The organism is Paenibacillus sp. J14 (assembly GCF_000518465.1).
Taxonomy (GTDB): Bacteria; Bacillota; Bacilli; order Paenibacillales; family Paenibacillaceae; genus Fontibacillus; species Fontibacillus barengoltzii.
On record NZ_JADQ01000044.1, the window covers coordinates 12,710 to 36,370 of the forward strand.

The window sequence follows — 23,661 nt, forward strand, 5'->3', positions numbered from 1 at the left end:
ATGAAATTCGCGGTACTCGTATTCCCCGGTTCCAACTGCGATATCGATTGTTACAAAGCGGTGGAAGAGACGTTAGGCGAACCGGTTGACTATGTGTGGCATACGGCCACCGATTTGTCTGCTTACGATTGCATCTTAGTTCCCGGCGGGTTCTCCTACGGCGATTACCTGCGGTGCGGGGCGATTTCCCGTTTTGCGCCGGTTATGGCGGAAGTGGCCAAAGCGGCGGAGCAAGGGAAATACGTGCTGGGGATCTGCAACGGATTCCAAATCCTTACGGAAGCTGGATTGCTGCCAGGCACGTTGCGCCGCAACATGTCGCTGAAGTTCCGTTGCCACGACACCGAGCTGCGCGTGGAGAACAACGAAAATCCGTTTACATCGCATTATGCGAAGGGCGAAGTCATTACGATTCCGATCGCGCATGGCGAAGGCAACTATTATTGCGATGAAGCAACGTTGGAGCAGTTGAAGCGGAATAACCAAATTATTTTCCGGTATGTTCAAAATCCGAACGGCTCGGTGGACGACATCGCCGGCATTTCCAACGAACGCGGAAACGTCGTCGGCATGATGCCGCACCCGGAGCGGGCGGTCAGCGATTTGCTGGGTTCGACGGACGGCAAGAAGATGTTTACATCCATTTTGAAAGCTTGGAGGGATCGGCATGAGTCAGCAAGTGTCCGCTAAGGAACCAAATGCAGAACAAATTGCAGAGCAGAAAATTTACAAACAAATGGGCGTTTCCGACAGCGAATACGAACTGATTTGCGGATTCCTTGGACGGAAGCCGAATTATACAGAAATCGGCGTATTTAGCGTCATGTGGTCCGAGCACTGCGCCTACAAAAATTCAAAGCCGCTGTTGCGTCGTTTCCCGACCAGCGGCCCGCGCGTGCTGATGGGCCCGGGCGAAGGCGCCGGGATCGTGGATATCGGTGACAACCAAGCGGTTGTCTTTAAAATCGAAAGTCATAATCACCCTTCGGCCGTGGAGCCGTATCAAGGCGCGGCAACCGGCGTGGGCGGGATTATTCGCGATATTTTTTCCATGGGAGCAAGACCTGTCGCGCTGCTGAACTCCTTGCGATTTGGCAAGCTGGAAAGCGAGCGCGTGAAATATTTGTTCGAGCATGTTGTATCCGGGATCGCGGGCTACGGCAACTGCATCGGAATTCCGACGGTTGGCGGAGAAGTGGTGTTCGATGAGAGCTACGAAGGCAATCCGCTCGTGAACGCGATGTGCGTCGGGCTGATCGACCATGACAAAATCCAACGCGGCGTTGCGAAAGGCGTTGGCAATCCGGTGTTTTATGTCGGGCCGCCAACGGGCCGGGACGGTATCCATGGCGCGACGTTTGCTTCGGAGGAACTGACAGAGGAATCCGAAGCGAAGCGGACAGCGGTGCAAGTAGGTGACCCGTTCATGGAGAAGCTGGTTATGGAAGCTTGTCTGGAGTTGATCGACAGCGGCATCGTGCTGGGGATCCAGGACATGGGCGCAGCAGGCTTGACCTGCTCCAGCGCGGAAATGGCCAGCAAAGCCGGAAACGGTCTGGAGTTGTACCTGGACGAGGTGCCGCAGCGCGAGGAAGGCATGACGGCTTATGAAATGATGCTGTCCGAATCGCAGGAGCGAATGCTGTTCGTCGTGGAGCCGAAGGATGAGGCGAAGGCGCGGGAGATTTTTGAGCGTTGGGGCGTCATCTGTGCGAAGGTCGGTAAAGTGACGGACGACGGCCGTCTGAAGCTGTTCCATCATGGCGAGCTGGTCGGCGACATGCCGGTGAAGGCGCTGGTGGACGAATGTCCAATCTATGAGAAGCCTTCGGCAGTTCCTGCTTATTATGTGGAAAATGAATCGGTCGACACCACGCGTTACGAGGAAGTTCAAGATCTGGGCGCGGCGCTGGAGAAAGTGCTGTCCTCGCCTTCGGTAGCTAGCAAAGCGTGGGTGTACAACCAATACGATTATATGGTTCGAACGAGCACGGCGGTTCGTCCGGGTTCGGACGCAGCCGTAGTTACCGTTCATGGCACGCGCAAGGCGCTGGCGATGACCACCGACTGCAACGGGCGGTTCGTGTATCTGGATCCGGAAGTTGGCGGACGGATCGCGGTCAGTGAAGCGGCGCGCAACATCGTTTGCTCTGGTGCAGAGCCGCTGGCAATCACCGACAACCTGAACTTTGGCAGCCCGGAGAAACCGGATATTTTCTGGCAGATGGAACGGGCGGTGGACGGAATGGCGGAAGCTTGCCGTGTGCTGGACACCCCAGTCATCGGCGGGAACGTCAGCTTGTACAACGAGAACGCCAAAGGCGCAATTTACCCAACGCCGGTAGTAGGGATGGTTGGTCTGGTGCATGATACGGATCACATCACGACGCAAGGCTTTAAATCGGCTGGGGATATCGTGTTCCTGTTGGGCGAGACGAAGGCCGAACTCGGAGGCAGTGAGTTCCAGGCGGTTGTTCATGGTGTTGTCGAAGGCCGTCCGCCGCAGCTTGATTTAGAAGTAGAGAAAAAATTGCTCGGCACCGTACTGGAAGCCATCCAAGGCGGGCTGGTGCGTTCGGCGCACGACTTGTCCGAAGGCGGTCTGGCTGTGGCGCTGGCTGAATCGTGCATCAGCGGCGGGGTGGGTGCCAAGGTGGATATTACAAGCGAGCTGCGCCCCGACTTCATGTTGTTTAGCGAATCCCAATCTCGCATCCTGTTGTCGGCTTCGCCGGAGAAGGCGGAGGCGCTGGAGAAGCTGCTCGCGGAACGCGGCGTGCCAGCAGCACGAATTGGGGTTGTGGAAGGTTCTGAACTGAACGTTGCTGTGAATGGAACGGAGGTTCTGAGCAAGCCGGTGGACCAGCTGAGACGCGTCTGGGAGGATGTCATTCCATGTCTGATGCAATAAGACCCGTGCAGAGACTTTGGACCGGAGACTACTATAACGAAGGGGCGGGGCATGCGGATCCGTTTGATACGTTACGCGAGGAATGCGGCGTGTTTGGCGTATTTGGTCATGCCGAAGCCGCCTCTCTATCCTACTACGGGCTGCACGCCTTGCAGCACCGGGGGGAAGAAAGCGCGGGGATCTGCGCTACGAATGGGGAGGACTTCCATTACCACCGCGGCATGGGGCTGGTGAAGGAAGTGTTCGACCGCGACAAGCTGGCTTCGTTGCGCGGGGACCGTTCAATCGGGCATGTCCGCTATTCGACAAGCGGAGACAGCAAGCTGACGAACGCCCAGCCCTTGATCTTCAAATACCGTGACGGTGATCTGGCGGTGGCTACGAACGGCAACATCGTCAATGCACCGAAAATCCGCCGCCAGCTTGAGCAAAGCGGCTCGATCTTTCAAACGACCAGCGATACGGAAGTGATCGCGCATCTGATCGCCCGCTCGTCGAAGGATTTCGTTGAGGCGGCAAAGGACGCGCTTCGTCAATTGGTTGGGGGCTTCGCGTTCCTGCTGCTGACGAACGACAAGCTGATTGCCGCCAGCGATCCGAACGGCTTGCGCCCGCTGGTGATGGGCCGGCTTGGCAATGCGTACCTGTTCTCGTCTGAGACGTGCGCGTTCGAGGTCGTTGGTGCGGAGACGATTCGCGAAATCCAGCCGGGTGAGATGCTGGTGCTGGATAAGGACGGCCTTCGCGAGGAGCGTTATGCCGAGCCGCAGCGGAAGGCGCTGTGTGCGATGGAGTACATTTACTTCGCGCGTCCGGACAGTGACATGAATGGCTCGAACCTGCATGCCAGCCGCAAGCGGATGGGGCAGGTGATGGCCCAGGAGTCTTTTGTGGACGCCGATGTGGTTACTGGGGTTCCGGACTCCAGTATTTCCGCCGCGATTGGCTATGCGGAGCAGACCGGCATCCCTTACGAGCTGGGTCTGATCAAAAATAAATACACCGGCCGCACGTTCATTCAACCGAGCCAAGAGCTGCGCGAGCAAGGGGTCAAAATGAAGCTGAGCGCGGTGCGCCGTGTCGTGGAAGGTAAACGCGTCGTAATGATCGACGATTCGATCGTTCGCGGCACGACCTCGCGGCGGATTGTAAACTTGCTGCGCGAAGCCGGCGCGACGGAGGTGCATGTCCGCATTACCTCGCCGCCGTTCAAAAATCCTTGCTTCTATGGCATCGATACGCCCGACCGCGGGGAGCTGATCGCCTCCTACAAAACGGTAGAAGAAATCTGCAAGGAGATCAATGCCGACTCGCTCGAGTTTCTCAGCCCGCAGGGGTTGATCCAGGCGGTAGGCGGAGATAACGCGACGGACTACAAAGGCGGCCTCTGTATGGCCTGCTTCGACAACGATTATCCAACCCGGACGGATTTCGACGGGGAAGAGAAGTTCGGCTGCACTTGCTAAATTCGTTAGCGTAGATTCGACTTATTTCACATGATGAATTGATTTCGTGATAACTGGGTTTTCCGTGTTCATTAAGTTAAAGGAGTGGGTCCCTCTCGTGTCTGAAGCATATAAGAAAGCCGGCGTTGATATCGCAGCCGGGAATGAAGCGGTAGAGCGCATGAAAAAACACGTCAAACGGACGTTCCGGCCGGAAGTGATGACCGATCTGGGCGGATTTGGCGCTTTGTTCGGTTTGAACAAAGACAAATACGCAGAACCGGTGCTCGTGTCGGGAACAGACGGTGTGGGCACGAAGCTGAAAATTGCCTTTGCGATGGATAAGCACGATACGATCGGCATCGACGCAGTGGCAATGTGCGTGAATGATATCGTCGTACAGGGGGCAGAGCCGCTCTTCTTCCTCGATTATTTGGCTTGCGACAAGGTCGTGCCTGAAAAAATCGAGGCCATTGTCGCCGGTATCGCTGAAGGGTGCAGCCAATCGGGATGCGCCTTGATCGGCGGCGAGACTGCGGAAATGCCGGGCATGTACAGCGAAGGCGAATACGACATCGCCGGGTTTACAGTAGGTGTCGTTGATAAGAGCAAGATCGTCAACGGCAGCCGCATCGCCCCTGGCGACACGGTGATTGGCCTGGCCTCCAGCGGTGTGCACAGCAACGGGTTCTCGCTGGTACGGAAGCTCTTGCTGGAAGAAGCAGGTTACGCTTTGACCGACAAGCTGCCGGAATTAGGCGGAGCATCATTGGGTGACGTGCTGCTTACGCCAACCAAGCTGTATGTGAAGCCGGTATTATCCCTGTTGGAGAAAGTCGATGTCAAGGGAATGGCTCATATTACGGGCGGCGGCTTCATCGAGAACATCCCGCGCGTCCTGCCGGAAGGCGTAAATGTGGAGATCAACTACGGTTCTTGGCCGATTTTGCCGATCTTCGACTTGCTGCAGAAGAAAGGGAACGTGAGCAACCGCGATATGTTCACGACGTTTAACATGGGCATCGGGCTTGTAATTGTAGTGGCGGAGGACCAGGCTGAGGCAGCGGTTGCTGCATTGAAGCAAGCCGGGGAAACGCCTTATGTCATCGGTAAAGTGACGGAAGGACAACGGGTTGTGACTTTTGCAGGAGCGGATGTCTAATGGGGGCGAACTACCGGATTGCCGTATTTGCTTCGGGGAACGGCAGTAATTTTCAAAATTTGCTCGACGCGACGCGGTCAGGTGAGTTAGATGCTGAGATTGTGCTGCTCGTTTGTGATAAGCCGAAGGCTTATGTCGTCGAACGGGCTCGTCAAGCCGGCGTGGAATGTTATCTTTTTGACCCGAAGGCCTACGCGCGTCGAGAGGATTATGAGGCGGAAATTGCCGCCGAGCTGGACAAGCGGCAAATCGATTTAGTCGTGTTGGCCGGTTATATGCGGTTACTCACGTCGGTGTTGGTTGAGCCGTACGCCGGGCGCATGATTAATATTCATCCGTCATTACTGCCGGCTTTTCCGGGAAAAAATGCGATTGGGCAGGCTTGGGACTACGGTGTGAAAATGACGGGAGTTACGGTTCATTTGGTTGATGGCGGGATGGACACCGGCGCAGTGGTTGCCCAAGCGGCGGTAGAGATTACGGCGGACGATACGCTGGAAACACTCGAAGCCAAGATCCATGCGGCAGAAGGACGCTTATATCCGCAGGTCGTGTCGTGGTTCGCGAGCAACCGCGTGCGCGTGGAAGGCCGAAAAGTGACGATTCTGTCGGAATAGGAAGCATCGAAAGAACGCTTGGTTACAGGTTTTTTTGGATGATTGGATAGGTTTAGAACAGATGCTGGGTTTCGATATTTCCCGAGAAATATCGGGGGCATGATTCGCCAAAATAAAGGAGGAGCCGATTGTGAGTATGAAAAGAGCGCTCGTGAGCGTGTCGGATAAAACGGGTATCGTGGATTTTTGCCGCGAGCTGTCGCAGCTGGGTGTGGAAATCATTTCGACAGGGGGCACAAAAAACTTGCTGGCGAAGGAAGGCGTTCCGGTCATCGGAATTTCTGACGTCACCGGATTCCCTGAAATCCTTGATGGACGCGTTAAAACGCTGCATCCTGCCGTACACAGCGGCCTGCTGGCGGTACGCGACAGCGAGGAACACCAAGCACAGATGAAGGAACTGGGATTGGACTATATCGACCTGGTGGTCGTTAACCTGTACCCGTTCCAAGAAACGATTGCAAAGCAAGATGTTACCTATGAGGACGCCATCGAAAATATCGACATCGGCGGACCTACGATGCTTCGTTCGGCTGCGAAAAACCATGCGTTTGTCACCGTTGTTGTCGATGCGGCTGACTATGGAACCGTGCTCGAGGAAGTACGTACGGGCGGCGATACGACATTGGAAACGCGTAAACGGCTTGCGGCCAAAGTTTTCCGCCATACGGCGGCATACGATGCCTTGATCTCCGATTATTTGTCGAAGGTGACGGGCGATCCGTTGCCAGAGCGTTTTACGGTCACCTACGAGAAAATCCAAGATTTGCGTTATGGCGAAAATCCGCATCAAAAAGCGGCGTTTTACCGCAAGCCGTTGGCAGCAGCGGACACGCTGACGAATGCAGAACAACTCCACGGCAAGGAGCTCTCCTACAATAACATCAACGATGCGAACGCGGCGCTGCAAATCGTGAAGGAATTTGATGAGCCGGCGGTTGTCGCGGTCAAGCATATGAATCCTTGCGGCGTTGGCGTCGGGGCCAGCGTGCTGGAAGCTTACAAAAAAGCGTACGAGGCCGACCCTGTGTCGATCTTCGGCGGGATCGTTGCTGCCAACCGCATCATTGATGCGGACACGGCGATGCTGATGAAGGAGATTTTCTTGGAGATTATTTTAGCACCAGGTTTCACGGAAGAAGCGCTGGAGATTCTCACGAAGAAGAAAAACCTCCGTTTGCTGAAGCTTGGCGGTCTGGAGCTGGGCGCAAGCCGCAGCAGCCAGTTTGTCGTCACCTCGATTGACGGCGGGATGGTCGTGCAAGAAAGCGATGTGCATACGCTGAAAGAGTCCGACTTGACGGTGGTTACCGACCGCAAGCCAACCGAAGAAGAGCTGAAACAGCTGCTGTTTGGCTGGAAAGTCGTTAAACATGTGAAGTCGAACGCGATTGTTCTGGCGAAGGACGATATGACCGTTGGCGTCGGCGCGGGGCAGATGAACCGCGTTGGTGCCGCGAAGATCGCGGTCGAGCAAGCAGGCGAGAAAGCGAAAGGCAGCGTCTTGGCGTCCGACGCGTTCTTCCCGATGGGCGATACGGTCGAAGCGGCGGCCCAAGCCGGGATTACGGCGATTATCCAACCGGGCGGCTCCGTGAAGGACGAGGAGTCCATCAAAGCGGCCAACGAGCATGGCATCGCGATGGTCTTCACCGGCGTGCGCCATTTCAAGCACTAAGATTGAGCTTAACGGCAGGACCGCTGCGGCGGCCTGCCGTCTTTTCGCAGATGCGCTAACCTGCATGGGACAATTAACTGTAAAATCTACCGTTATTTCAGCTGAAACACTGGATTTTGACGAATTAGCTGTAAAACCTGCCGTTAATTTGAGCAAAAATGCTTAGATTGATGCTTTAGGCTTTAATTAGCGATACATTTTCCAGTTATTTTCGTTTGAATTCGGGCTGAGTGGAAAATTAACAGTAGAATTTTCAGTTCGTTTCGAAAAAGACTAGTTTGTAGACCAAACGGTAATCGGCATATTTCATTTCGTTAACGAATTAGTGCCGAAACAGGCGAGACTGGACAACTTCTAAATTTTGAGCTCAGAAGTGAGGAGGAGACTATGGACATTTTGGTGATTGGCGCCGGAGGGCGCGAGCACGCGATTTGCTGGAGCCTGGCGAAAAGCCCGAAGGCCGATAAAATTTATTGCGCTCCGGGGAATGCGGGAATCGGACAAATCGCCGAGCTGGTGCCGATTCAGGTGAACGAATTCGAGAAGCTGGCAGCTTTTGCGGAGGAGAAGCGCGTAGGTCTGGTTGTCGTAGGTCCGGACGATCCGCTGGCTGAGGGCATCGTGGATGTGTTCGAAGCGAAGAACATCCCGGTATTTGGACCGCGTAAGAATGCTGCGCATATCGAGGGCAGCAAGACCTTCATGAAGGATCTGTTGAAAAAATACAACATTCCAACGGCAGTCTATGAGAAATTTGATAACTACGAGCAGGCGCTTCAGTATCTCCAAAGCCGTCCGGTTCCAATCGTAATTAAGGCGGACGGGCTTGCGGCAGGTAAGGGCGTTACGGTCGCCTTCACTCGCGAAGAGGCGGAAACGGCGCTCAAGAACATTATGATTGACAAAGTGTTCGGCGAATCCGGAAGTCAGGTTGTGATTGAGGAGTTTCTGGAAGGCCAAGAAATGTCGATTCTGTCGTTCGTCGACGGGGAAACGGTCCGTCCCATGGTTGCGGCGCAAGACCACAAGCAGGTGTATGACGGCGACAAAGGCCCGAACACCGGCGGTATGGGAACCTACTCCCCGTTGCCGCATATCGCAGATTCGATTATCAAAGAGGCCATTGAAACGATTATCAAACCAACGGCAAAAGCGATGGTTGCCGAAGGCCGGCCATTCCGCGGCGTGTTGTTTGCCGGCTTGATGATCACGCCGGACGGCAAACCGAAGACGATCGAATTTAACGCCCGCTTTGGCGATCCAGAAACCCAGGTGGTTCTGCCGCGCTTGAAAAGTGATCTGCTGGAGATTTTCTTGGCGGCGGTGAATGGGACGCTGGACCAGGTCGATATCGAGTGGAGCGAGGAAGCGGCGGTTTGCGTTGTATTGGCTTCCGGCGGTTATCCAGCTTCCTATCCAAAGGGGCTGCCGATCCAAGGGCTGGAAGAAGCACAAGCTGCAGGGGCTTTGGTGTTCCATGCCGGCACGGGGAAGAACGAAGCAGGCGAGTGGGTCACGAACGGCGGGCGTGTGCTTGGCGTGGTTGGCCGTGGAAGCTCGATTGCCGAAGCCCGGGACAACGCCTACGAGGCGGCGAACCTCATTACGTTTGAGGGCAAGCATCAACGGTCGGATATTGCCGCTAAGGCGCTTGTATAGGGAGATCATCCGGCTAGGATAATCCGCTGCCGATTCGAGCATGTTAAGGGATATTGGGGATTCTCTTTACGAAAGTCCCTGGAATACTCGAATGGGAGGCGGCATCATCATGAGCGACAAAATGAAGGGAATGCTCCCGGTCTCGCGCGAAGAAGTGGAAGTCGACGGCGTATACCGGGATGAACTGGGACGGGAAGTCTATTTGCAAAAAGGCGAGGAGTTCCCTTCCGATCCCGTGTACGGCACGATGGAATGGGAGCTGACCGAGCTGGCCCAAGAGACGAACTCGAAAGGTCATACCGATGACCGTCTAATACCAAAGAAACGTTAAGCTATAGGTTTGAACGTAAACGCCCTTCCGAGCCGGGAATATCTGCCCGTCCGGAGGGGCGTTTCCCTGACAGGACAAAATAACTTGAACCGGAGGCGGTTTCAGGTGTAACTTTATAAGAATGAGAGAACTCAGTTAAAGCGAGGAGAAATAGATGAATCAGGCGGAACGACAAACGGTAGGCATGGAAGACATCGTCAAAGCGCATCACGTGCTGAAGGAAGTAGTTATTCGAACTCCGTTGCAGCTCGACGCAACGTTATCGGCTAGATATGAGTGCAATGTCTATTTAAAAAGAGAGGATCTGCAGGTCGTACGCTCCTTCAAGATACGCGGGGCATACAACATGATCCGCAGCCTGCAGCCGGAGGATTTGAAGCGAGGCATTGTGTGCGCGAGCGCCGGCAACCATGCGCAGGGGGTAGCCTTCTCCTGCAATGCGCTAGGCATTCAGGGGAAAATCTATATGCCCAGTACGACGCCCAACCAGAAAATCAACCAGGTTAAAAGATTTGGCGGCGAGCACGTGGAGGTCGTTCTGATCGGCGACACTTACGATGATGCTTATGCGGAGGCGATGAAAGCTTGCCAGGAAGGCGGGATGACGTTCATCCACCCGTTTGACGATCCGAAGATTGTTGCCGGAAACGGGACGATTGGCATGGAAATCATGGAAAGCTTGACCGTACCTGCAGATTATGTCTTCGTCACCATTGGCGGCGGCGGGTTGGTGTCGGGCATTAGCACTTATTTGAAAACAGTAAGCCCCGATACGAAGATCATCGGTGTTGAACCATCCGGTGCGGCGTCCATGACGGAAGCGTTAAGACAGAAGCAGGTTGTCACGTTGGAATCAATCGATAAATTTGTGGACGGCGCGGCGGTGAAGCGAGTTGGCGATTTGAATTACGACATTTGCGCAAACCTTCTGGACGACATCGTTCAAGTTCCGGAAGGCAAGGCATGTACGACGATTCTGGAGCTGTACAACGATAGTGCCATCGTCGTCGAACCAGCGGGGGCGCTCCCTGTCTCGGCGCTGGACATGTACCGCGACCAAATTCGCGGGAAGACGGTCGTCTGCGTAATCAGCGGCGGCAACAACGACATCGACCGGATGCAGGAAATGAAGGAACGTTCGCTGATCTATGAAGGGCTGAAGCACTATTTCTTAATTAACTTCCCGCAGCGGGCCGGAGCGCTTCGCGAATTCCTGGAAGAGGTGCTGGGGCCAAACGACGACATCACGCGGTTCGAGTACACGAAGAAGCATAACAAAGAGAACGGCCCAGCTTTGGTTGGCATCGAGCTGAGCGATAAAGCCGATTATGAACCGTTGATCGGACGTATGTCTGCGAAAGGCATCGTATATACCGAGCTGAATCGGGATTTGAATTTGTTTAATTTACTGATTTAAGCTGGAAGTGAAAAACCTTATATAGAGGCGAGCAGCCCTCTTCGACTTTGGTCGAGGAGGGCTTTTTGATATGCATGGAAGTTTGAGCGGGAAGGGGCGAAGTATGGATTGGGAACGGTATGGTCGGGCCTCGGTTCAAGAATAGGTCAGGTTGGGCCAAGGCACGGGAACAGGTCGGGTTCGGATCCCAGCCGGTGTCCGGGTTGGTTGTCCGGGCCGGGTTCGAGCGGGGGAAGACGAGGAGCGAGCCGGTGACCGACGCGGTAACGGAACGTACTGACCTTATTCCAAAGTCACAAGGTACTCATCGGTTTCTAACGGAACTCAGGTGCGCTATTTGAACGGATCATCGTTTCACAGGGCTCTTTTTCGCTTAATAAGGCCTCTTCGTTCCGTTAGCTCGGGAAATACCGCGGGAAATTGTAAATAACGTCGCTACGTTCCATTAGCGTTGAATGTCGAAAAAATATGATTTCGTCCTTGTTGACAACACTAATATCCTAGTGTACTATTTAACTATCACACCAATACAACGATATCGAAACCATGGAATCGAACACGTTACACATCATCAGATTCAGACGCAAGCAAAGCATTTCAGTATCGCATTTGCGATCATCGATCAAATAAAGGAGTGAAGGTACGTGCAACAACAATCGATTGGAAATACTGCTCAAGGCATGGGAGCAGCTGCGGTGAAATCGCAGGGACAAGGGCATGAGCCCGTCGTCTTGTCGGTACAAAAAGTGACGAAAGCGATTGGTAACAAACGGCTGGTCGATAAGCTGTCTTTCGAAATTCGGCGGGGAGAGATCGTAGGTCTGCTCGGACCTAACGGTGCCGGGAAGACGACCACGATTCGGATGATCGTGGGTCTAATCGGAATGACTGAAGGCGATGTGAAGATCAAAGGTTATAGCATCCGAAATCATTTCATGCAAGCGATCGCCCATGTCGGCGCGATTATTGAGAATCCGGAGTTTTACCCGTACATGACGGGATATGACAATCTGAAGCAGTACGCACGAATGAGTGAAGGGATTACGGAGGAGCGGATTCAAGAAGTCACCCGATTGGTAGGCTTGGAGAAGGCGATGAAAAAACGTGTCAAAGCGTACTCGCTAGGTATGCGTCAGCGCTTGGGCATCGCACAAGCTTTGTTACATCGGCCATCGATTCTGATTCTCGATGAGCCAACCAACGGGCTAGATCCGGCGGGGATTCGGGAAATGCGTGACTATCTGAAGCGTATTGCGGCTGAAGAAGGGATTGCCGTTCTGGTCTCCAGCCACTTGTTGGCCGAAATGGAGCTGATGTGCAGCCGCGTGGTCGTCATTCAGGAAGGGAAGTTCGTGACCGAACGCGCCTTGGGTGAGCCGGTTGAGAAAACCGAGGAACGGGTGAATGTGACGTTCCGGGTCGGCGATGTCGAAGCGGCCAAAACTCGGCTCATCCGGATGGAAGAAATCCGCCTGCTGGGAATGTCCCCAGAACGGAACGAAGTGACGGTCGCCGTGCGCGACAGCTATATCCCACGCGTCGTGAGCGCGCTGGGCAGCGAAGGCATCGCCATCTACCGGATTGAAGAAGTGAAGCAATCCCTGGAAGACGAATTCTTGAAATGGACGGGAGGAAATCAAATTGCGTAAATTTACTCCACTTGTTGTGAACGAATGGTTGAAGATGTCTAAGAAAAAAAGCTTTATCGTTCCCTATACCTTGATCGCCGCGGCGATTGCCGGGATGCTATACATGATGTACGCTTTCTCGCAGGAGAAGTTAGGGTTCCTTGATTTCGCATCCATGGCCATTGCCCGAAACGGCTTGGGTCAAATGACGACGTTGCTGGTCATTATTTGCACCGCGGGGATTGTGGCGAAGGAACACAGTCTTGGTACGATCAAGCTGTTGCTGATCCGCTCGCAGAGCCGCAGCCGGATCTTGGCCTCGAAATACGTGGCTGTGCTGCTGTTTACGCTGTCGCTCTTCGTCTTTTCCCTGGCGGTTGCCCTGTTGGGCGGAGGGTTGGTCTACGGGTTCGGATCTGCCAGCGTACAGGGAATCAGCTGGAGCGAAGTGCTAACCAACACCTTGTATTCGTTCATCTATACCGTGGTTTACGTTACGATCACTTTCCTAGCAAGCATTCTTACTCGTTCCACCGGAGCGACGATCGGAATCGGCATGTTCCTTGTTGTGCTGGAGGAGCTGGTGGTGGCCTTGCTTTCGAGATACGCCTTCGCCAAGTACCTCATCTTCGCCAACGCTGATTTGTCGGTATATCTCAACGGTAATCCGCCGATGCCGGGCATGACATTAACCTTCTCCTCCGTGGTGATCGCCGCCTATTTGGTCTTGTTTCTTGCAGTAAGCTTTGTTACGTTTAAAAAACGGGATGTCGCTTGACCGGTAGAATCATGAACGGCGGCACGGCGGAAAGGAGCCAAGGGAACGTGAGCATCGAATTTGATAATAATCTGCCGATCTATCTGCAAATTATGAATTATTTAAAGAGAGAGATCGTCACCGGCCGACTGAAGGCCGGTGACAAAATTCCGTCGGTCCGCGAGCTTGCGGCCGAGCTGCAAATTAATCCGAATACCGTGCAGCGGACTTTTCAGGAATTGGAGCGTGAAGCCATCGTGGAAACGAAACGCGGACTCGGAAGATACGTGACAAGCGAGGAATCGAAAATTATGACCATCAAAAAAGAAATGGCCGGCGAGCTGCTGGATCGCTTTATCGGAGGCATGCAGGAGCTGGGCTTCAGTAACGAGGATATTGCGGCGCTGGTCGCCGACGCTATGAAGGCTAATGAGCGACGCTAAAGGAGGGCAACCATCAATGAAACCGCTACTGGAAGTACAAGGTGTATCTAAATCGTACGGCAGCAAAAAGGCATTGCATGGGGTGTCCCTAAGCGTCGATAAAGGAAAAATCGTTGGCCTGCTTGGCACGAATGGAAGCGGCAAAAGCACGCTGATGAAAATCGCCGCCGGCCTGATTCATCCTTCGGCAGGTAAGGTGTCAGTGGACGGAACGCCGGTGGGACTAGCGACAAGATCGTTAGTTTCCTTCATGCCCGATCGACCATTAACGGAATCGTGGATGAAGGTGCGGGATGCGATTGGATTTTATCGTGATTTCTACCCGGATTTCGATGAGGAGAAGGCAGGCACAATGCTCGACTTCATGAATCTGAATGAGAAGGATAAAATCAGCTCCCTGTCGAAGGGCATGAACGAACGGCTTCAGCTGACGTTAACGTTATCGAGAAATGCCAAGCTGTATCTGCTCGATGAGCCGATCGGCGGGGTGGACCCGGTGGCCCGGACTAAAATATTGGACGCAATTGTGGAGTTTTATAACGAAGAGAGCAGCCTCATTATCTCTACCCATCTGGTTTCGGATATTGAGCGGATTTTCGATGAGGTCATCTTTATTCGCAGCGGCGAGGTTGTTATGCAGGAGGAAGTAGAGAATTTGCGGATTCGCTATGGCAAGAGCGTCGATGACATGTTCAGAGAGGTGTTCGCATAAATGATGAAGCTGCTGAAGTACGATATCAAACAAAATGCCAATACCGTGCTGGGACTATTCGCTGTCTTGGTGATCTTGCAAGTCCTTCTGTCGATCACAGGTAACCTTCGCCAGTGGGATGCAGAAACCATCTTTGGCTTATCCCTTGTTCTGTATTTTACGGCTGTCATTTTCATGCTCGTGCAGTCCTGTAAAACTTTTGCCTACAATATCAAAGCCTATCATCGCCGTCTGCTCCCCTTGCATCCGGTATGGACGATTCTCTCCTCGCTTGTGTTCAGTTGGCTTGTGGCGCTGATCATCGGGGCCATTGTCTTGATTCATGCGGCGATCTATTATCGGGTGGCTCAAGTACAGATCGATTTTGTTCAGATCGGGACCACGGGGTTCGGGAACACGGTGCTCATTATTTTGAGCATCGTTTGGATGTATACACTGCTGGTGTTGACGATTTTTATGGCGATCACGATTGGCGCCAGCGTCAGCATCCGTGGCAAAGCCGGGACCTGGGTAGGCATCCTTTCCTTCTTCGTCATTCAGAACGGGATGTCTTGGGTGGAAGGCTTGCTTTTTAAAGGCACCAATAGTACCTTTGCTAATTTCGGGATCATTCAGATTGGGATGGCCGAGGAGAACGGCGCAGTGACGAGGGAATCGGTAAATCTGCTCCCGCTCGGGCCTTTCCTGCTTGAAGTGGTTGTAGCCGTATTGATGTTTTACGCGATCACGTATTTACTCAAGAAACGGATTGAGATTTGATCTCCTTAAGATTAAGCAAAAGCCGCATCTTCCTCATAGTTGGGGGATGCGGCTCTTGCTTTTTTTGTTTAATTTTTCGAGCGGCGACCAAAAAAGAAAATTTGCCCAGCCAGTCCCACGGCAAACAAGATCAGGCTGTCCCAAGGTGAAACGGTAAACGACGGCATGATTCGATTTAATACGGTGCCCACAACGATCAACACGGCGGCAACGGCGATGTAAGTGCCGAACGCACGGAGGTTAAAGCCGCGCGGCCCCGCGTTGGGCGGCATGCCTGGTTTCGCTCCGGGCCCTGCTGGTCTTGCTTCTCCGGCAGGCTCTTGACCTTCATTGGCCTTGGAGCTTTGCCCAAGGAAGCGAGTGACCAGCTCAACCAATACAATCGACAGAACGGCGATAATCAACAGCGAGGAGGTGCTGATCAGGGTATACTCGAGCTCCCCGCCAAACCATTTGCTGAAGAAACCGGTGATCATATAAATAAAGAAGACCCAGGTCAAAGCTACCCAGGGGATCATCGTATAATATTTGATTTTGTCCTTCAGCGTTCGGGGCTTCCGTGTCTTTACGTCCTCCGCCAGCTCTGCGCAATAAGCCTTTGGATCGGGGCCGAAGCGTTCTGCCGCCGAAATGCCTTTGGCTTGGTTCTTGATGATTTGCCGGGCAATGTCTAGCAGGAGCTCTTCCCCCTTGGCCTCACTAAGCGAGCTGGAGCCGGAACGGAAGTACAAGACCATTTCCCCGAAATACGCTTCGTTCTCCGGCGTCATTTGCTGTCGCAGCCGTTTGGTTTCGCCGATCATTTCGTGGATGTACATGGTAGTATCTCTCCTCCCAGTTTCTTCCGTAGTATACTGCATAGATTGTCCCATTCGCAAGGGACCAAGGCACGGCAGAAGTGGAAGGGAAACAGAACTAATGGATTATGAACATTCCTTGAACCAGGAATAAAAAGCGTCCTTCCCACCAAAAACTAGTTCCTAAGCAAAACGGCAGGCGAAGGCCTCAGGCTAAATTTGGATTTGATGCCTGACAGGCCGGTTTGCACATCATCATTCTAAAGTTGCGGGAGGCAGAGCCATGGGAAAATTTGAATCGGAGCTGACCCGGAGGTATTTGCTGAACAGCAACTCTCGGGGAAGCCTGGAAGAAGTCGTAACCAATGAGAGCGATGAAGAAATCGCCATGTTATGCGGGGATGACGAGGCATGTGAGGAAGGGGATCTGGGGAATCACCGGTTTATGAAAGAATGGGAGGGCCGGGTTACGACCCATGCCTACTTCCGCCAATCTTATGAGTAAGTGAGTTTCTTGCGATTGTTCAGCGATCCGATTGACACCTCGGCTCAGGTAATGATAAGATGAGTTTAAATCATATTAAACTTATCGGATTTAAAGCATATATCATTGCCGAAGTACGGGGAGGAGACGGGGTATGGAAAGACAGATCGTGATCAATCATGGAGAAGAACAGCTTGCGGCCAGCATACATTACCCGGCCGAGAACAAACAAGGGGGGCGCTGCCATCGCGCTCCCTTGGTCGTCATCTGCCACGGATTTGTAGGCAGTCGTATTGGAGTCGACCGTTTATTTGTCAAGACTGCAAGGGAGCTTGCAGCTGACGGCTTCCTCGTACTTCGCTTCGACTATCTCGGATGCGGCGAAAGCACAGGTTCTTACGGCGATCATGGCGTGGAGTCGATGATCGCCCAAACCCGTTCGGTGCTGGATTATGGCTTAAGCGCATTTGACGTTGATCCGACCCGGGTATCGTTGCTTGGACATAGCCTTGGCGGGTTGATCGCTCTCTTGACCGCAATTCGCGATCGGCGTGTAAAGAACCTTGTCCTATGGTCGGCGGTGGGCTATCCGTTCAGCGACATTGTGAAAATCACTGGACGCGATCTCTATGACCGAGCGGTCAAGCAAGGAAGCGCCGACTATTTGGGTTATGGCCTAACGCCGAATTTTTTTGATTCGCTGGGTGAATATCAACCGTTCCAGGAAGCCGTTAAATTTGCTGGTGACGTCTTGGTGGTGCATGGAACCTCAGACGATATTATTCCGGCGGATTATGCTTTCTTATATCAGAAGGTATTCTGGATGCGTCCCGAAGGGCGCTGCGATAAGGAGATTATTTTCCAAGGCAATCACACGTTTTCATCCGGTGATCATCAGCAACAGGTCATCCGGAAGACCAAGGAATGGCTAGGAGGTTTGGAAGCTCTGCAGTCAGAGTGGCAGCATTGGATGATTTAAGATCATTAAAGGCGAACAACGTCAAACCCACGCGTACAAAAACTGGTAAAATCCTTTGGGGATGGATACAATGAAGGTGTAACCATTTTTTGGCGTAGGGAGGTTTGGGAGATGTCTCAGCCTGCATTGTTTATTGCACATGGATCGCCTACATTAGCGATTGAGAAGAACGCGTATACGGATTTTCTTCACCGTCTAGGTCAGGAAATGCTGGAGCCGCCCGATGCCATTGTAGTCTTCTCGGCGCACTGGGATGCTCCGGATCAATGGGTCTCAACGGATGCGAAGCATACGACGATGCACGATTTCTACGGCTTCCCGGAAGAGATGTATGAAATCGAGTACCCTGCCCCGGGCAGCCCTGAGCTTAGTGAAGAGATCGAGGCGATTTTTCGAGCACACAATCTGCCTTACAAAGCATCAACCGGCAGAGGCCTGGACCATGGAGCCTGGGTAGTGCTGCGGCTGATGTATCCGTCTGCCAATATCCCTGTCGTAGCCTTGTCAGTGGACGCCAAACGCGAGCCGGAAGAGCAGTATGCCATCGGCAAAATGCTCACAGAGCTGCGGCAACGGAACGTTCTGGTCATCGGCAGCGGCGGACTTGTTCATAATCTTCGTTTGCTCGACTGGGAAGGCCGAGAACCGGCAGCGTGGGCCGTGGAGTTTGACGATTGGATCGGCCAGCAGCTGGAGAACTGGGACTTGCGGCAGCTCTTTGATTATGACCGCAAAGCCCCGCATGTCCGAATGGCGATCCCTTCGTATGGACGGGAGCATTTTGTTCCGCTCTTCTACGCCATGGGGGCGGCAGACGATGAACGGCATGCTGTGAAATTGTTTCAGGATTATCAATACGGCAGCCTTAGCTTAAACTGCTGGAAGTTTGGCGGTCGTTGACGGGGAATTGACCTGGTTCAGAACGACCGATCCATATAAATAAGCGCAGAACCTCAAGGGTTGGGGTCTGCGCTTTTTTTTTTTGAAGTTGTGACCGGTTAACGCCGCCGTCCATAGCGGTTGCGGAAGTGAGGCTGGATGAAGAAGTCCAATCCGATCCGCCCGGCGTTCGTGCCGGCGACGACGATAAAGATTTGGAGAAACAGCAGCTGCGGGTTCGTACTTACGGTACCGGAGAACAGGAAGGCAAAGTTCATGACCATGCCAAAGAAGGCCGCCAGCCAAGTAAAACCGCCCAGAATTAAGCCCAGTCCGACGAGCACCTCGCCGTAAGGGACAAGGATATTAAACAACCCGACATTTGGCATAGCAACATGCTCGAGAAAAGATGCCCACCAGCCTTGCACCGCGGGATGGTCGCCGCCGCTCTTGGCCAATGCGCCTGTTAGAAATCCAGCGGCATCAAATCCACCGGTAACTTTGCTCCAACCGGAAGTAAGCCACTCATAACCAACATATAGTCTGAACAGCAAGAGGAGCCAAGAGGCAACAAGGCTCTCCCTTAACCATTTTACGATCATCTCTTCATCTCTCCTTTCCTGTAGTATTCAGATGAAGAGCTCGATTTTAAACCCCAATTCAAGAATTAAGATGAAATAAAGGAGATTGCGGAGAAGTTTGCTTGGTTCCGGCTTCCCCCAAAAGAGGAATTCAACGTATAATGTAAAAAACTTAAGAATTTTGACGGAGGACATGCCTTTGAAATCATTGAAGTTAAGTTGGCTGCTGCTCTTATTCTTGCTTATCATGATGCTCTCCGCGTGCGGGAAGGTCGGGGAGCCCGCCGCGCCTGCGGATACCAACGCTCCGCCGCAACTGACGGAGACCCCGGAGGACAATCCTGAACCCGAACCGGCGGCGCCTGCCTATACGGCTCCGTTGACGGGATTGCCGCTCGAGGAGCCGCTGACCCGCAGACCGCTTGCCATTATGATTAACAATGCGCCGGCAGCCCGCCCGCAATCGGGGTTAATCGATGCCGATGTTGTATACGAGGTGTTGGCGGAAGGCGGAGTCACGCGGCTTGTATCCATCTTCCACAGTCAAGCGGACAATGCCAAGATCGGCCCGATTCGCAGCATTCGCCCGTACATGATCGATTTGGGCGAGAGCTACCACGGGGTGTTGGTGCATGCCGGGGCGAGCAACGAAGCGTTTGCGATCCTGCAAAGACAGCATAAAGAGGATCTGGACGAGATCACAAACGCCGGCGCTTATTTCTGGCGGGACAAGTCCCGGAAGGCTCCGCACAATTTGTATTCCAACGTAGAGAAGCTGCTGGAAGGCGCCGCGAAGCGCGGGTATACCACGGAGGATACGGCGGTGCCGGGGTATCTCTTTTATAAGGAAAATGAACATTCGGATTCCCTGGAGACCGCAAATCACGTGGAGATTAAGTTTCAACTGGACAGCTACCGGGTGGGTTACGAATATGATGCGGCGTCCGGGCTTTACAAGCGGTTCATCAATGGCGAGCCTCACACCGATCTGGAGACGGGCGATCCATTAACCGCTGCGAATGTCGTCGTTATGGGGGCAGACCACCGGGTGCTGGACGATGTCGGCCGTCTGGAAGTAGGACTGGAACTGGGCGGTGAAGCGATATTGTTCCAGCAAGGCAAAGTCATTCAGGCCAACTGGATCCGCAAGGAAGGCGATATGATCCGGTTCATTAAGGATAACGCGGAGATCCCTATGGTGCCGGGCCAAACCTTTATTCATATCGTCCCCAATACGCCGGATTTCGCCAGTCATGTAAAGGCAGAGTAAAGGAGAAGAAAGGCAGATTTTGTATTTCCAGGGCGATTAAAGGATAACTCTGGGAGAATAAGGGGAAATATAAGCGCATGAAGGTGAAATGTTTGCGACAATATTTCCTATCTGTGATGCAGTTGTGATAAGATATTCAAGGTTGTGTAAAAACATCAACCACAAGAACTACCTTATGGAGAGAAAAGGGGATACTGATGCGACTGAAGAAGAAAGATATCTTTTTCCAGACGTTAGAGGATATGGCAGATACGATCGTGCATTCGGCGGACTATTTCGCTCAGCAGGTCGCGGACTTCAAGGACGTTGAAGCCTTCGCCAAGAAGATGAAGGAGTTCGAATCCCAATGTGATGGTTACACCCATAAAATCATCGTGGAATTGAACAAAACGTTTATTACGCCCATCGAGCGTGACGACATTATGCATCTGATTACCGCCCTCGACGATGTGATCGACGGTTTGGAAGCTACGACATCCCGTTTTTTTATGTACAATTTGAACGGGCCGGATGAATATATTGCGCGCTTTGCCGAAATTATGCGTAACTCGGCGTATGAGATTCAAAAGGCGATTCATTTGCTGTCCCAGAAAAAATTGTTGGCGATCCGCGAATATACGATTCGTCTCAACGACCTGGAGAATCAAGGCGATGAGCTGCTGCGGATTTGCATCAAGGAACTGTTCATGAAAGTTACCGATCCGATTGAGTTAATCAAGAAGAAAGAGATTTACGAACGGCTGGAGACGACAACCGACGCCGCCGAGAAGGTTGCCAACATGCTGGAATCCATCATCATGCGTAATTCTTAAGATAACTTCACTATATATTTGATGTTCGGGAGGTTGGAATTGCGCGGATTTACATAGAGAGATAGCCATCTGTGCAAAAATGTTATGGATACGAGTTTAATGATTATGCTTATCGTTATCATACTGGCGTTGGCATTCGACTTCATTAACGGGTTTCATGATACGGCCAATGCGATTGCGACTTCAGTATCTACACGGGCACTGAAGCCGCGTACCGCCATCATGATGGCTGCGGTCATGAACTTCTTAGGTGCTATCATGTTTACGGGGGTCGCCAAAACGATCGGGGGCAGTGTCGCCGATCCGGCAAAGCTGGATAATGGTCTGGAAGTCCTGATCGCCACGCTGCTATCGGCAATTATTTGGAACCTCATTACTTGGTGGTTTGGCATTCCGTCGTCTTCTTCCCATGCGCTGATCGGTTCCTTAGCTGGGGCGGTCTACGTTGGTGCTGGGGGGGACAAGCTGAACTGGAGCGGATTTACGACGATTGTGGAAGGGCTGGTGTTCTCCCCAATCATCGCTTTTGTGATTGGTTATATCATCATGACCTTGTTGAAATGGATCTTTGCCCGGCGTAGCCCGCATACGGTGAACAAAGGCTTCCGGTCGATGCAAATCGTAACCGCAGCGATCCAAAGCTTCACGCACGGCACCAACGATGCGCAGAAAGCGATGGGGATTATTACGTTCGCCTTGGTCACGGCAGATTTCCAAGATCATATGGAGGTACCGTTGTGGGTTAAGCTGGCCGCAGCAACGGCAATGGCGCTGGGGACATCGGTGGGCGGTTATAAAATCATCAAGACGATGGGCACGAAGATTTTTAAAATCGAACCGATCAATGGTTTTGCCGCAGATATTTCCGCTGCATCGGTTATTTTCGGAGCCACGTTGTTCCATTTGCCGGTCAGCACGACACATGCGATCACCTCGTCTATCCTTGGTGTAGGTGCTGCTAAACGGTTCTCTGCCGTACGTTGGTCGATGGCTGGGCGCATCGTGATTGCCTGGGTAATTACGATTCCGATTGTGTTTGTCATGGCGGGGTTAATCTATAAATTGTTGTTCTAAATGGAGTTAAGCCAATCTGTTGAGGATTGGCTTTTTTTGGGGTTAGATTTGGTGCTGGGTAGCCAAGTAAAAATAAAGCCGCCGCCGGGTTAACGGCGGCGTTTTCCCGATTTAACCGACTTGCTGGATTTGCCGGTTGCGGAGCGTTTACCACTGCGGCCAGATCCGGTACGGCTGCCGCTTTTCTTGCGATTGGATTTGCGGCGGCGGGGCGGGTAATCGTCCCGGCCGAGGCTGCCAGGTCTGCTTTTGCCGCCGGGCAAGAGCGAGGTAAGCAGCTTCGCCATCGGGGCGAATTGTTGTACGGTCTGCATAACTTTCTGCACCTGGCCCATCGTTGCCAAGATGCCGTCGATCCCGCCCATGCGGTCGACGATGCCTTTCAAGTCGCTTAAGCTGGGCAAGGACAGACCGCCGGCTTTTGGCGTGGTTGTCGCAGCCGGGGTAGGTGTTGGCGCCTGGGTCGGTGTGGGTGTCGGCGGAGAATAAGGAACCAGCGAGGAAGCCTCCGCTTTAATTTCGTACGGATTCACCCCCGGGTAAAAATGGGTGTACGGATGGAACGGGGGCACCGGACCCTGGCGGGAATCATAGTTATGAGGCATGGGTATCACTTTCCTTTTCGGATATTTTGCCCGGGCAGGCTGACCGTAAGGCCCGTTTCCTTCTTGTCCGCCCTCCCGAGACAAGACCTAGGAGCGAAATGACATCCGCCGAAGGGGACACGCGCGGATGGTGAGATCGGCGTGATGATCCCTGGCTAGGCGTTTGTATTACTATACTGTATGTGCCCGCCCTGCCTTGCGTATGGACGAATGTCCCGGTTCTGGTGGGCGTTCGCGGAATTTGGGCGTTCTTTCTGTGATGCGTGAAATCGTTAATGCTTGAAAAGGAGTACGCCCCTCGGGTACAATGGGGGTGTGGTACAGTAACGGTAGGGGATGATAATTCAGTGCAGCTGAAGAAATTAAATGACAAAACGATTGATCAATTATTTGAAGCCATTTTAACGTTAAAGAACATCGAGGAATGCTACATCTTTTTTGATGACCTGTGCACCGTTAACGAAATTCAGTCTTTGTCGCAACGTCTGGAAGTCGCCCGAATGTTGGGCAAAGGCAACACATACAACCAGATTGAAGCAGAAACCGGAGCCAGCACGGCGACCATATCCCGGGTAAAGCGCTGCCTAAATTACGGCAACGACGGCTACAAAATGGCGCTTGACCGTTTAGGTCGCTAAGCTTATGACAGACGAAATTCAAG

At 52.9% G+C, this 23,661-nt stretch carries 24 protein-coding genes; 21 read left to right on the forward strand and 3 right to left on the reverse strand.

Going from position 1 to position 23,661, the window contains the following annotated elements:
* From purQ to M891_RS0116165, 14 genes are all read left to right on the forward strand, one after another.
* Complete coding sequence (purQ, locus tag M891_RS0116095; RefSeq protein ID WP_028539541.1) at positions 1-690, forward strand: phosphoribosylformylglycinamidine synthase subunit PurQ; 690 nt, start codon at positions 1-3, stop codon at positions 688-690.
* Complete coding sequence (gene purL / locus M891_RS0116100; RefSeq protein WP_028539542.1) at positions 668-2,911, forward strand: phosphoribosylformylglycinamidine synthase subunit PurL; 2,244 nt, start codon at positions 668-670, stop codon at positions 2,909-2,911. Before purQ ends, purL begins: the two co-directional genes overlap by 23 nt.
* Positions 2,896-4,377, forward strand: coding sequence for an amidophosphoribosyltransferase (purF, locus tag M891_RS0116105; RefSeq protein ID WP_028539543.1), 1,482 nt, complete (start codon positions 2,896-2,898; stop codon positions 4,375-4,377). The genes purL and purF overlap by 16 nt, the downstream gene beginning before the upstream one ends.
* 97 nt (positions 4,378-4,474) lie before the next feature.
* On the forward strand, positions 4,475-5,518 hold the full coding sequence (purM, locus tag M891_RS0116110) for a phosphoribosylformylglycinamidine cyclo-ligase (RefSeq protein WP_028539544.1): 1,044 nt from the start codon (positions 4,475-4,477) through the stop codon (positions 5,516-5,518).
* Positions 5,518-6,135 carry a phosphoribosylglycinamide formyltransferase gene (gene purN, locus M891_RS0116115; RefSeq protein ID WP_028539545.1) on the forward strand — a complete coding sequence of 206 codons (618 nt, stop codon included), beginning with the start codon at positions 5,518-5,520 and terminating at the stop codon, positions 6,133-6,135. Before purM ends, purN begins: the two co-directional genes overlap by 1 nt.
* 130 nt (positions 6,136-6,265) lie before the next feature.
* Positions 6,266-7,813, forward strand: a complete 1,548-nt coding sequence (purH, locus tag M891_RS0116120) for a bifunctional phosphoribosylaminoimidazolecarboxamide formyltransferase/IMP cyclohydrolase (protein WP_028539546.1) — start codon at positions 6,266-6,268, stop codon at positions 7,811-7,813.
* A gap of 387 nt (positions 7,814-8,200) precedes the next feature.
* Positions 8,201-9,472, forward strand: a complete 1,272-nt coding sequence (gene purD, locus M891_RS0116125; RefSeq protein WP_028539547.1) for a phosphoribosylamine--glycine ligase — start codon at positions 8,201-8,203, stop codon at positions 9,470-9,472.
* A 109-nt stretch (positions 9,473-9,581) separates the two neighbouring features.
* Complete coding sequence (locus tag M891_RS0116130) at positions 9,582-9,803, forward strand: hypothetical protein (protein WP_028539548.1); 222 nt, start codon at positions 9,582-9,584, stop codon at positions 9,801-9,803.
* Between the two features lie 154 nt (positions 9,804-9,957).
* A complete protein-coding gene (ilvA, locus tag M891_RS0116135; RefSeq protein ID WP_028539549.1) occupies positions 9,958-11,220 on the forward strand; it encodes a threonine ammonia-lyase IlvA in 1,263 nt (420 codons plus the stop codon).
* 680 nt (positions 11,221-11,900) lie between these two features.
* On the forward strand, positions 11,901-12,869 hold the full coding sequence (locus M891_RS0116145; RefSeq protein WP_051417048.1) for an ABC transporter ATP-binding protein: 969 nt from the start codon (positions 11,901-11,903) through the stop codon (positions 12,867-12,869).
* Positions 12,862-13,626 carry an ABC transporter permease gene (locus tag M891_RS0116150; protein WP_028539552.1) on the forward strand — a complete coding sequence of 255 codons (765 nt, stop codon included), beginning with the start codon at positions 12,862-12,864 and terminating at the stop codon, positions 13,624-13,626. The genes M891_RS0116145 and M891_RS0116150 overlap by 8 nt, the downstream gene beginning before the upstream one ends.
* 47 nt (positions 13,627-13,673) lie before the next feature.
* Positions 13,674-14,048 carry a GntR family transcriptional regulator gene (locus tag M891_RS0116155; protein WP_016313440.1) on the forward strand — a complete coding sequence of 125 codons (375 nt, stop codon included), beginning with the start codon at positions 13,674-13,676 and terminating at the stop codon, positions 14,046-14,048.
* Between the two features lie 16 nt (positions 14,049-14,064).
* Entirely contained in the window at positions 14,065-14,760 is a 696-nt protein-coding gene (locus M891_RS0116160; protein ID WP_028539553.1) for an ABC transporter ATP-binding protein, read from the forward strand.
* Entirely contained in the window at positions 14,761-15,519 is a 759-nt protein-coding gene (locus M891_RS0116165; protein WP_028539554.1) for a hypothetical protein, read from the forward strand.
* Positions 15,520-15,587: 68 nt separating this feature from the next.
* Here the strand turns inward: M891_RS0116165 and M891_RS0116170 are convergent, their stop codons facing one another.
* Positions 15,588-16,337 (reverse strand): DUF1129 family protein, encoded by a 750-nt coding sequence (locus tag M891_RS0116170; RefSeq protein WP_028539555.1) that lies wholly within the window; start codon positions 16,335-16,337, stop codon positions 15,588-15,590.
* A 262-nt stretch (positions 16,338-16,599) separates the two neighbouring features.
* Here M891_RS0116170 and M891_RS0116175 point away from each other — a divergent pair, with 262 nt between their 5' ends.
* The 3 genes from M891_RS0116175 to M891_RS0116185 all read left to right on the forward strand — a co-directional run bounded on the left by M891_RS0116175 (position 16,600) and on the right by M891_RS0116185 (position 18,679).
* Positions 16,600-16,821, forward strand: a complete 222-nt coding sequence (locus M891_RS0116175) for a hypothetical protein (RefSeq protein ID WP_028539556.1) — start codon at positions 16,600-16,602, stop codon at positions 16,819-16,821.
* A 133-nt stretch (positions 16,822-16,954) separates the two neighbouring features.
* Positions 16,955-17,779 carry an alpha/beta hydrolase gene (locus M891_RS0116180; RefSeq protein ID WP_028539557.1) on the forward strand — a complete coding sequence of 275 codons (825 nt, stop codon included), beginning with the start codon at positions 16,955-16,957 and terminating at the stop codon, positions 17,777-17,779.
* Between the two features lie 111 nt (positions 17,780-17,890).
* Positions 17,891-18,679 (forward strand): DODA-type extradiol aromatic ring-opening family dioxygenase, encoded by a 789-nt coding sequence (locus M891_RS0116185; protein WP_028539558.1) that lies wholly within the window; start codon positions 17,891-17,893, stop codon positions 18,677-18,679.
* A gap of 98 nt (positions 18,680-18,777) precedes the next feature.
* On the opposite strand, the gene M891_RS0116190 is transcribed toward M891_RS0116185, so the two are convergent.
* A complete protein-coding gene (locus M891_RS0116190) occupies positions 18,778-19,260 on the reverse strand; it encodes a DoxX family membrane protein (protein WP_028539559.1) in 483 nt (160 codons plus the stop codon).
* 172 nt (positions 19,261-19,432) lie between these two features.
* Here M891_RS0116190 and M891_RS0116200 point away from each other — a divergent pair, with 172 nt between their 5' ends.
* The 3 genes from M891_RS0116200 (at position 19,433) to M891_RS0116210 (ending at position 22,395) form a co-directional block, all read left to right on the forward strand.
* A complete protein-coding gene (locus M891_RS0116200; RefSeq protein WP_028539560.1) occupies positions 19,433-20,509 on the forward strand; it encodes a DUF3048 domain-containing protein in 1,077 nt (358 codons plus the stop codon).
* Between the two features lie 197 nt (positions 20,510-20,706).
* The gene (locus M891_RS0116205; RefSeq protein ID WP_028539561.1) at positions 20,707-21,321 is read left to right on the forward strand and encodes a DUF47 domain-containing protein; all 615 of its coding nucleotides are present in this window, start codon (positions 20,707-20,709) and stop codon (positions 21,319-21,321) included.
* 84 nt (positions 21,322-21,405) lie between these two features.
* Positions 21,406-22,395, forward strand: a complete 990-nt coding sequence (locus M891_RS0116210; protein ID WP_028539562.1) for an inorganic phosphate transporter — start codon at positions 21,406-21,408, stop codon at positions 22,393-22,395.
* A gap of 89 nt (positions 22,396-22,484) precedes the next feature.
* Here the strand turns inward: M891_RS0116210 and M891_RS0116215 are convergent, their stop codons facing one another.
* Positions 22,485-23,000, reverse strand: a complete 516-nt coding sequence (locus tag M891_RS0116215; protein ID WP_016313429.1) for a hypothetical protein — start codon at positions 22,998-23,000, stop codon at positions 22,485-22,487.
* A gap of 347 nt (positions 23,001-23,347) precedes the next feature.
* Here M891_RS0116215 and M891_RS0116220 point away from each other — a divergent pair, with 347 nt between their 5' ends.
* On the forward strand, positions 23,348-23,638 hold the full coding sequence (locus tag M891_RS0116220) for a YerC/YecD family TrpR-related protein (RefSeq protein WP_009224548.1): 291 nt from the start codon (positions 23,348-23,350) through the stop codon (positions 23,636-23,638).
* The last annotated feature ends 23 nt before the right edge of the window (positions 23,639-23,661 follow it).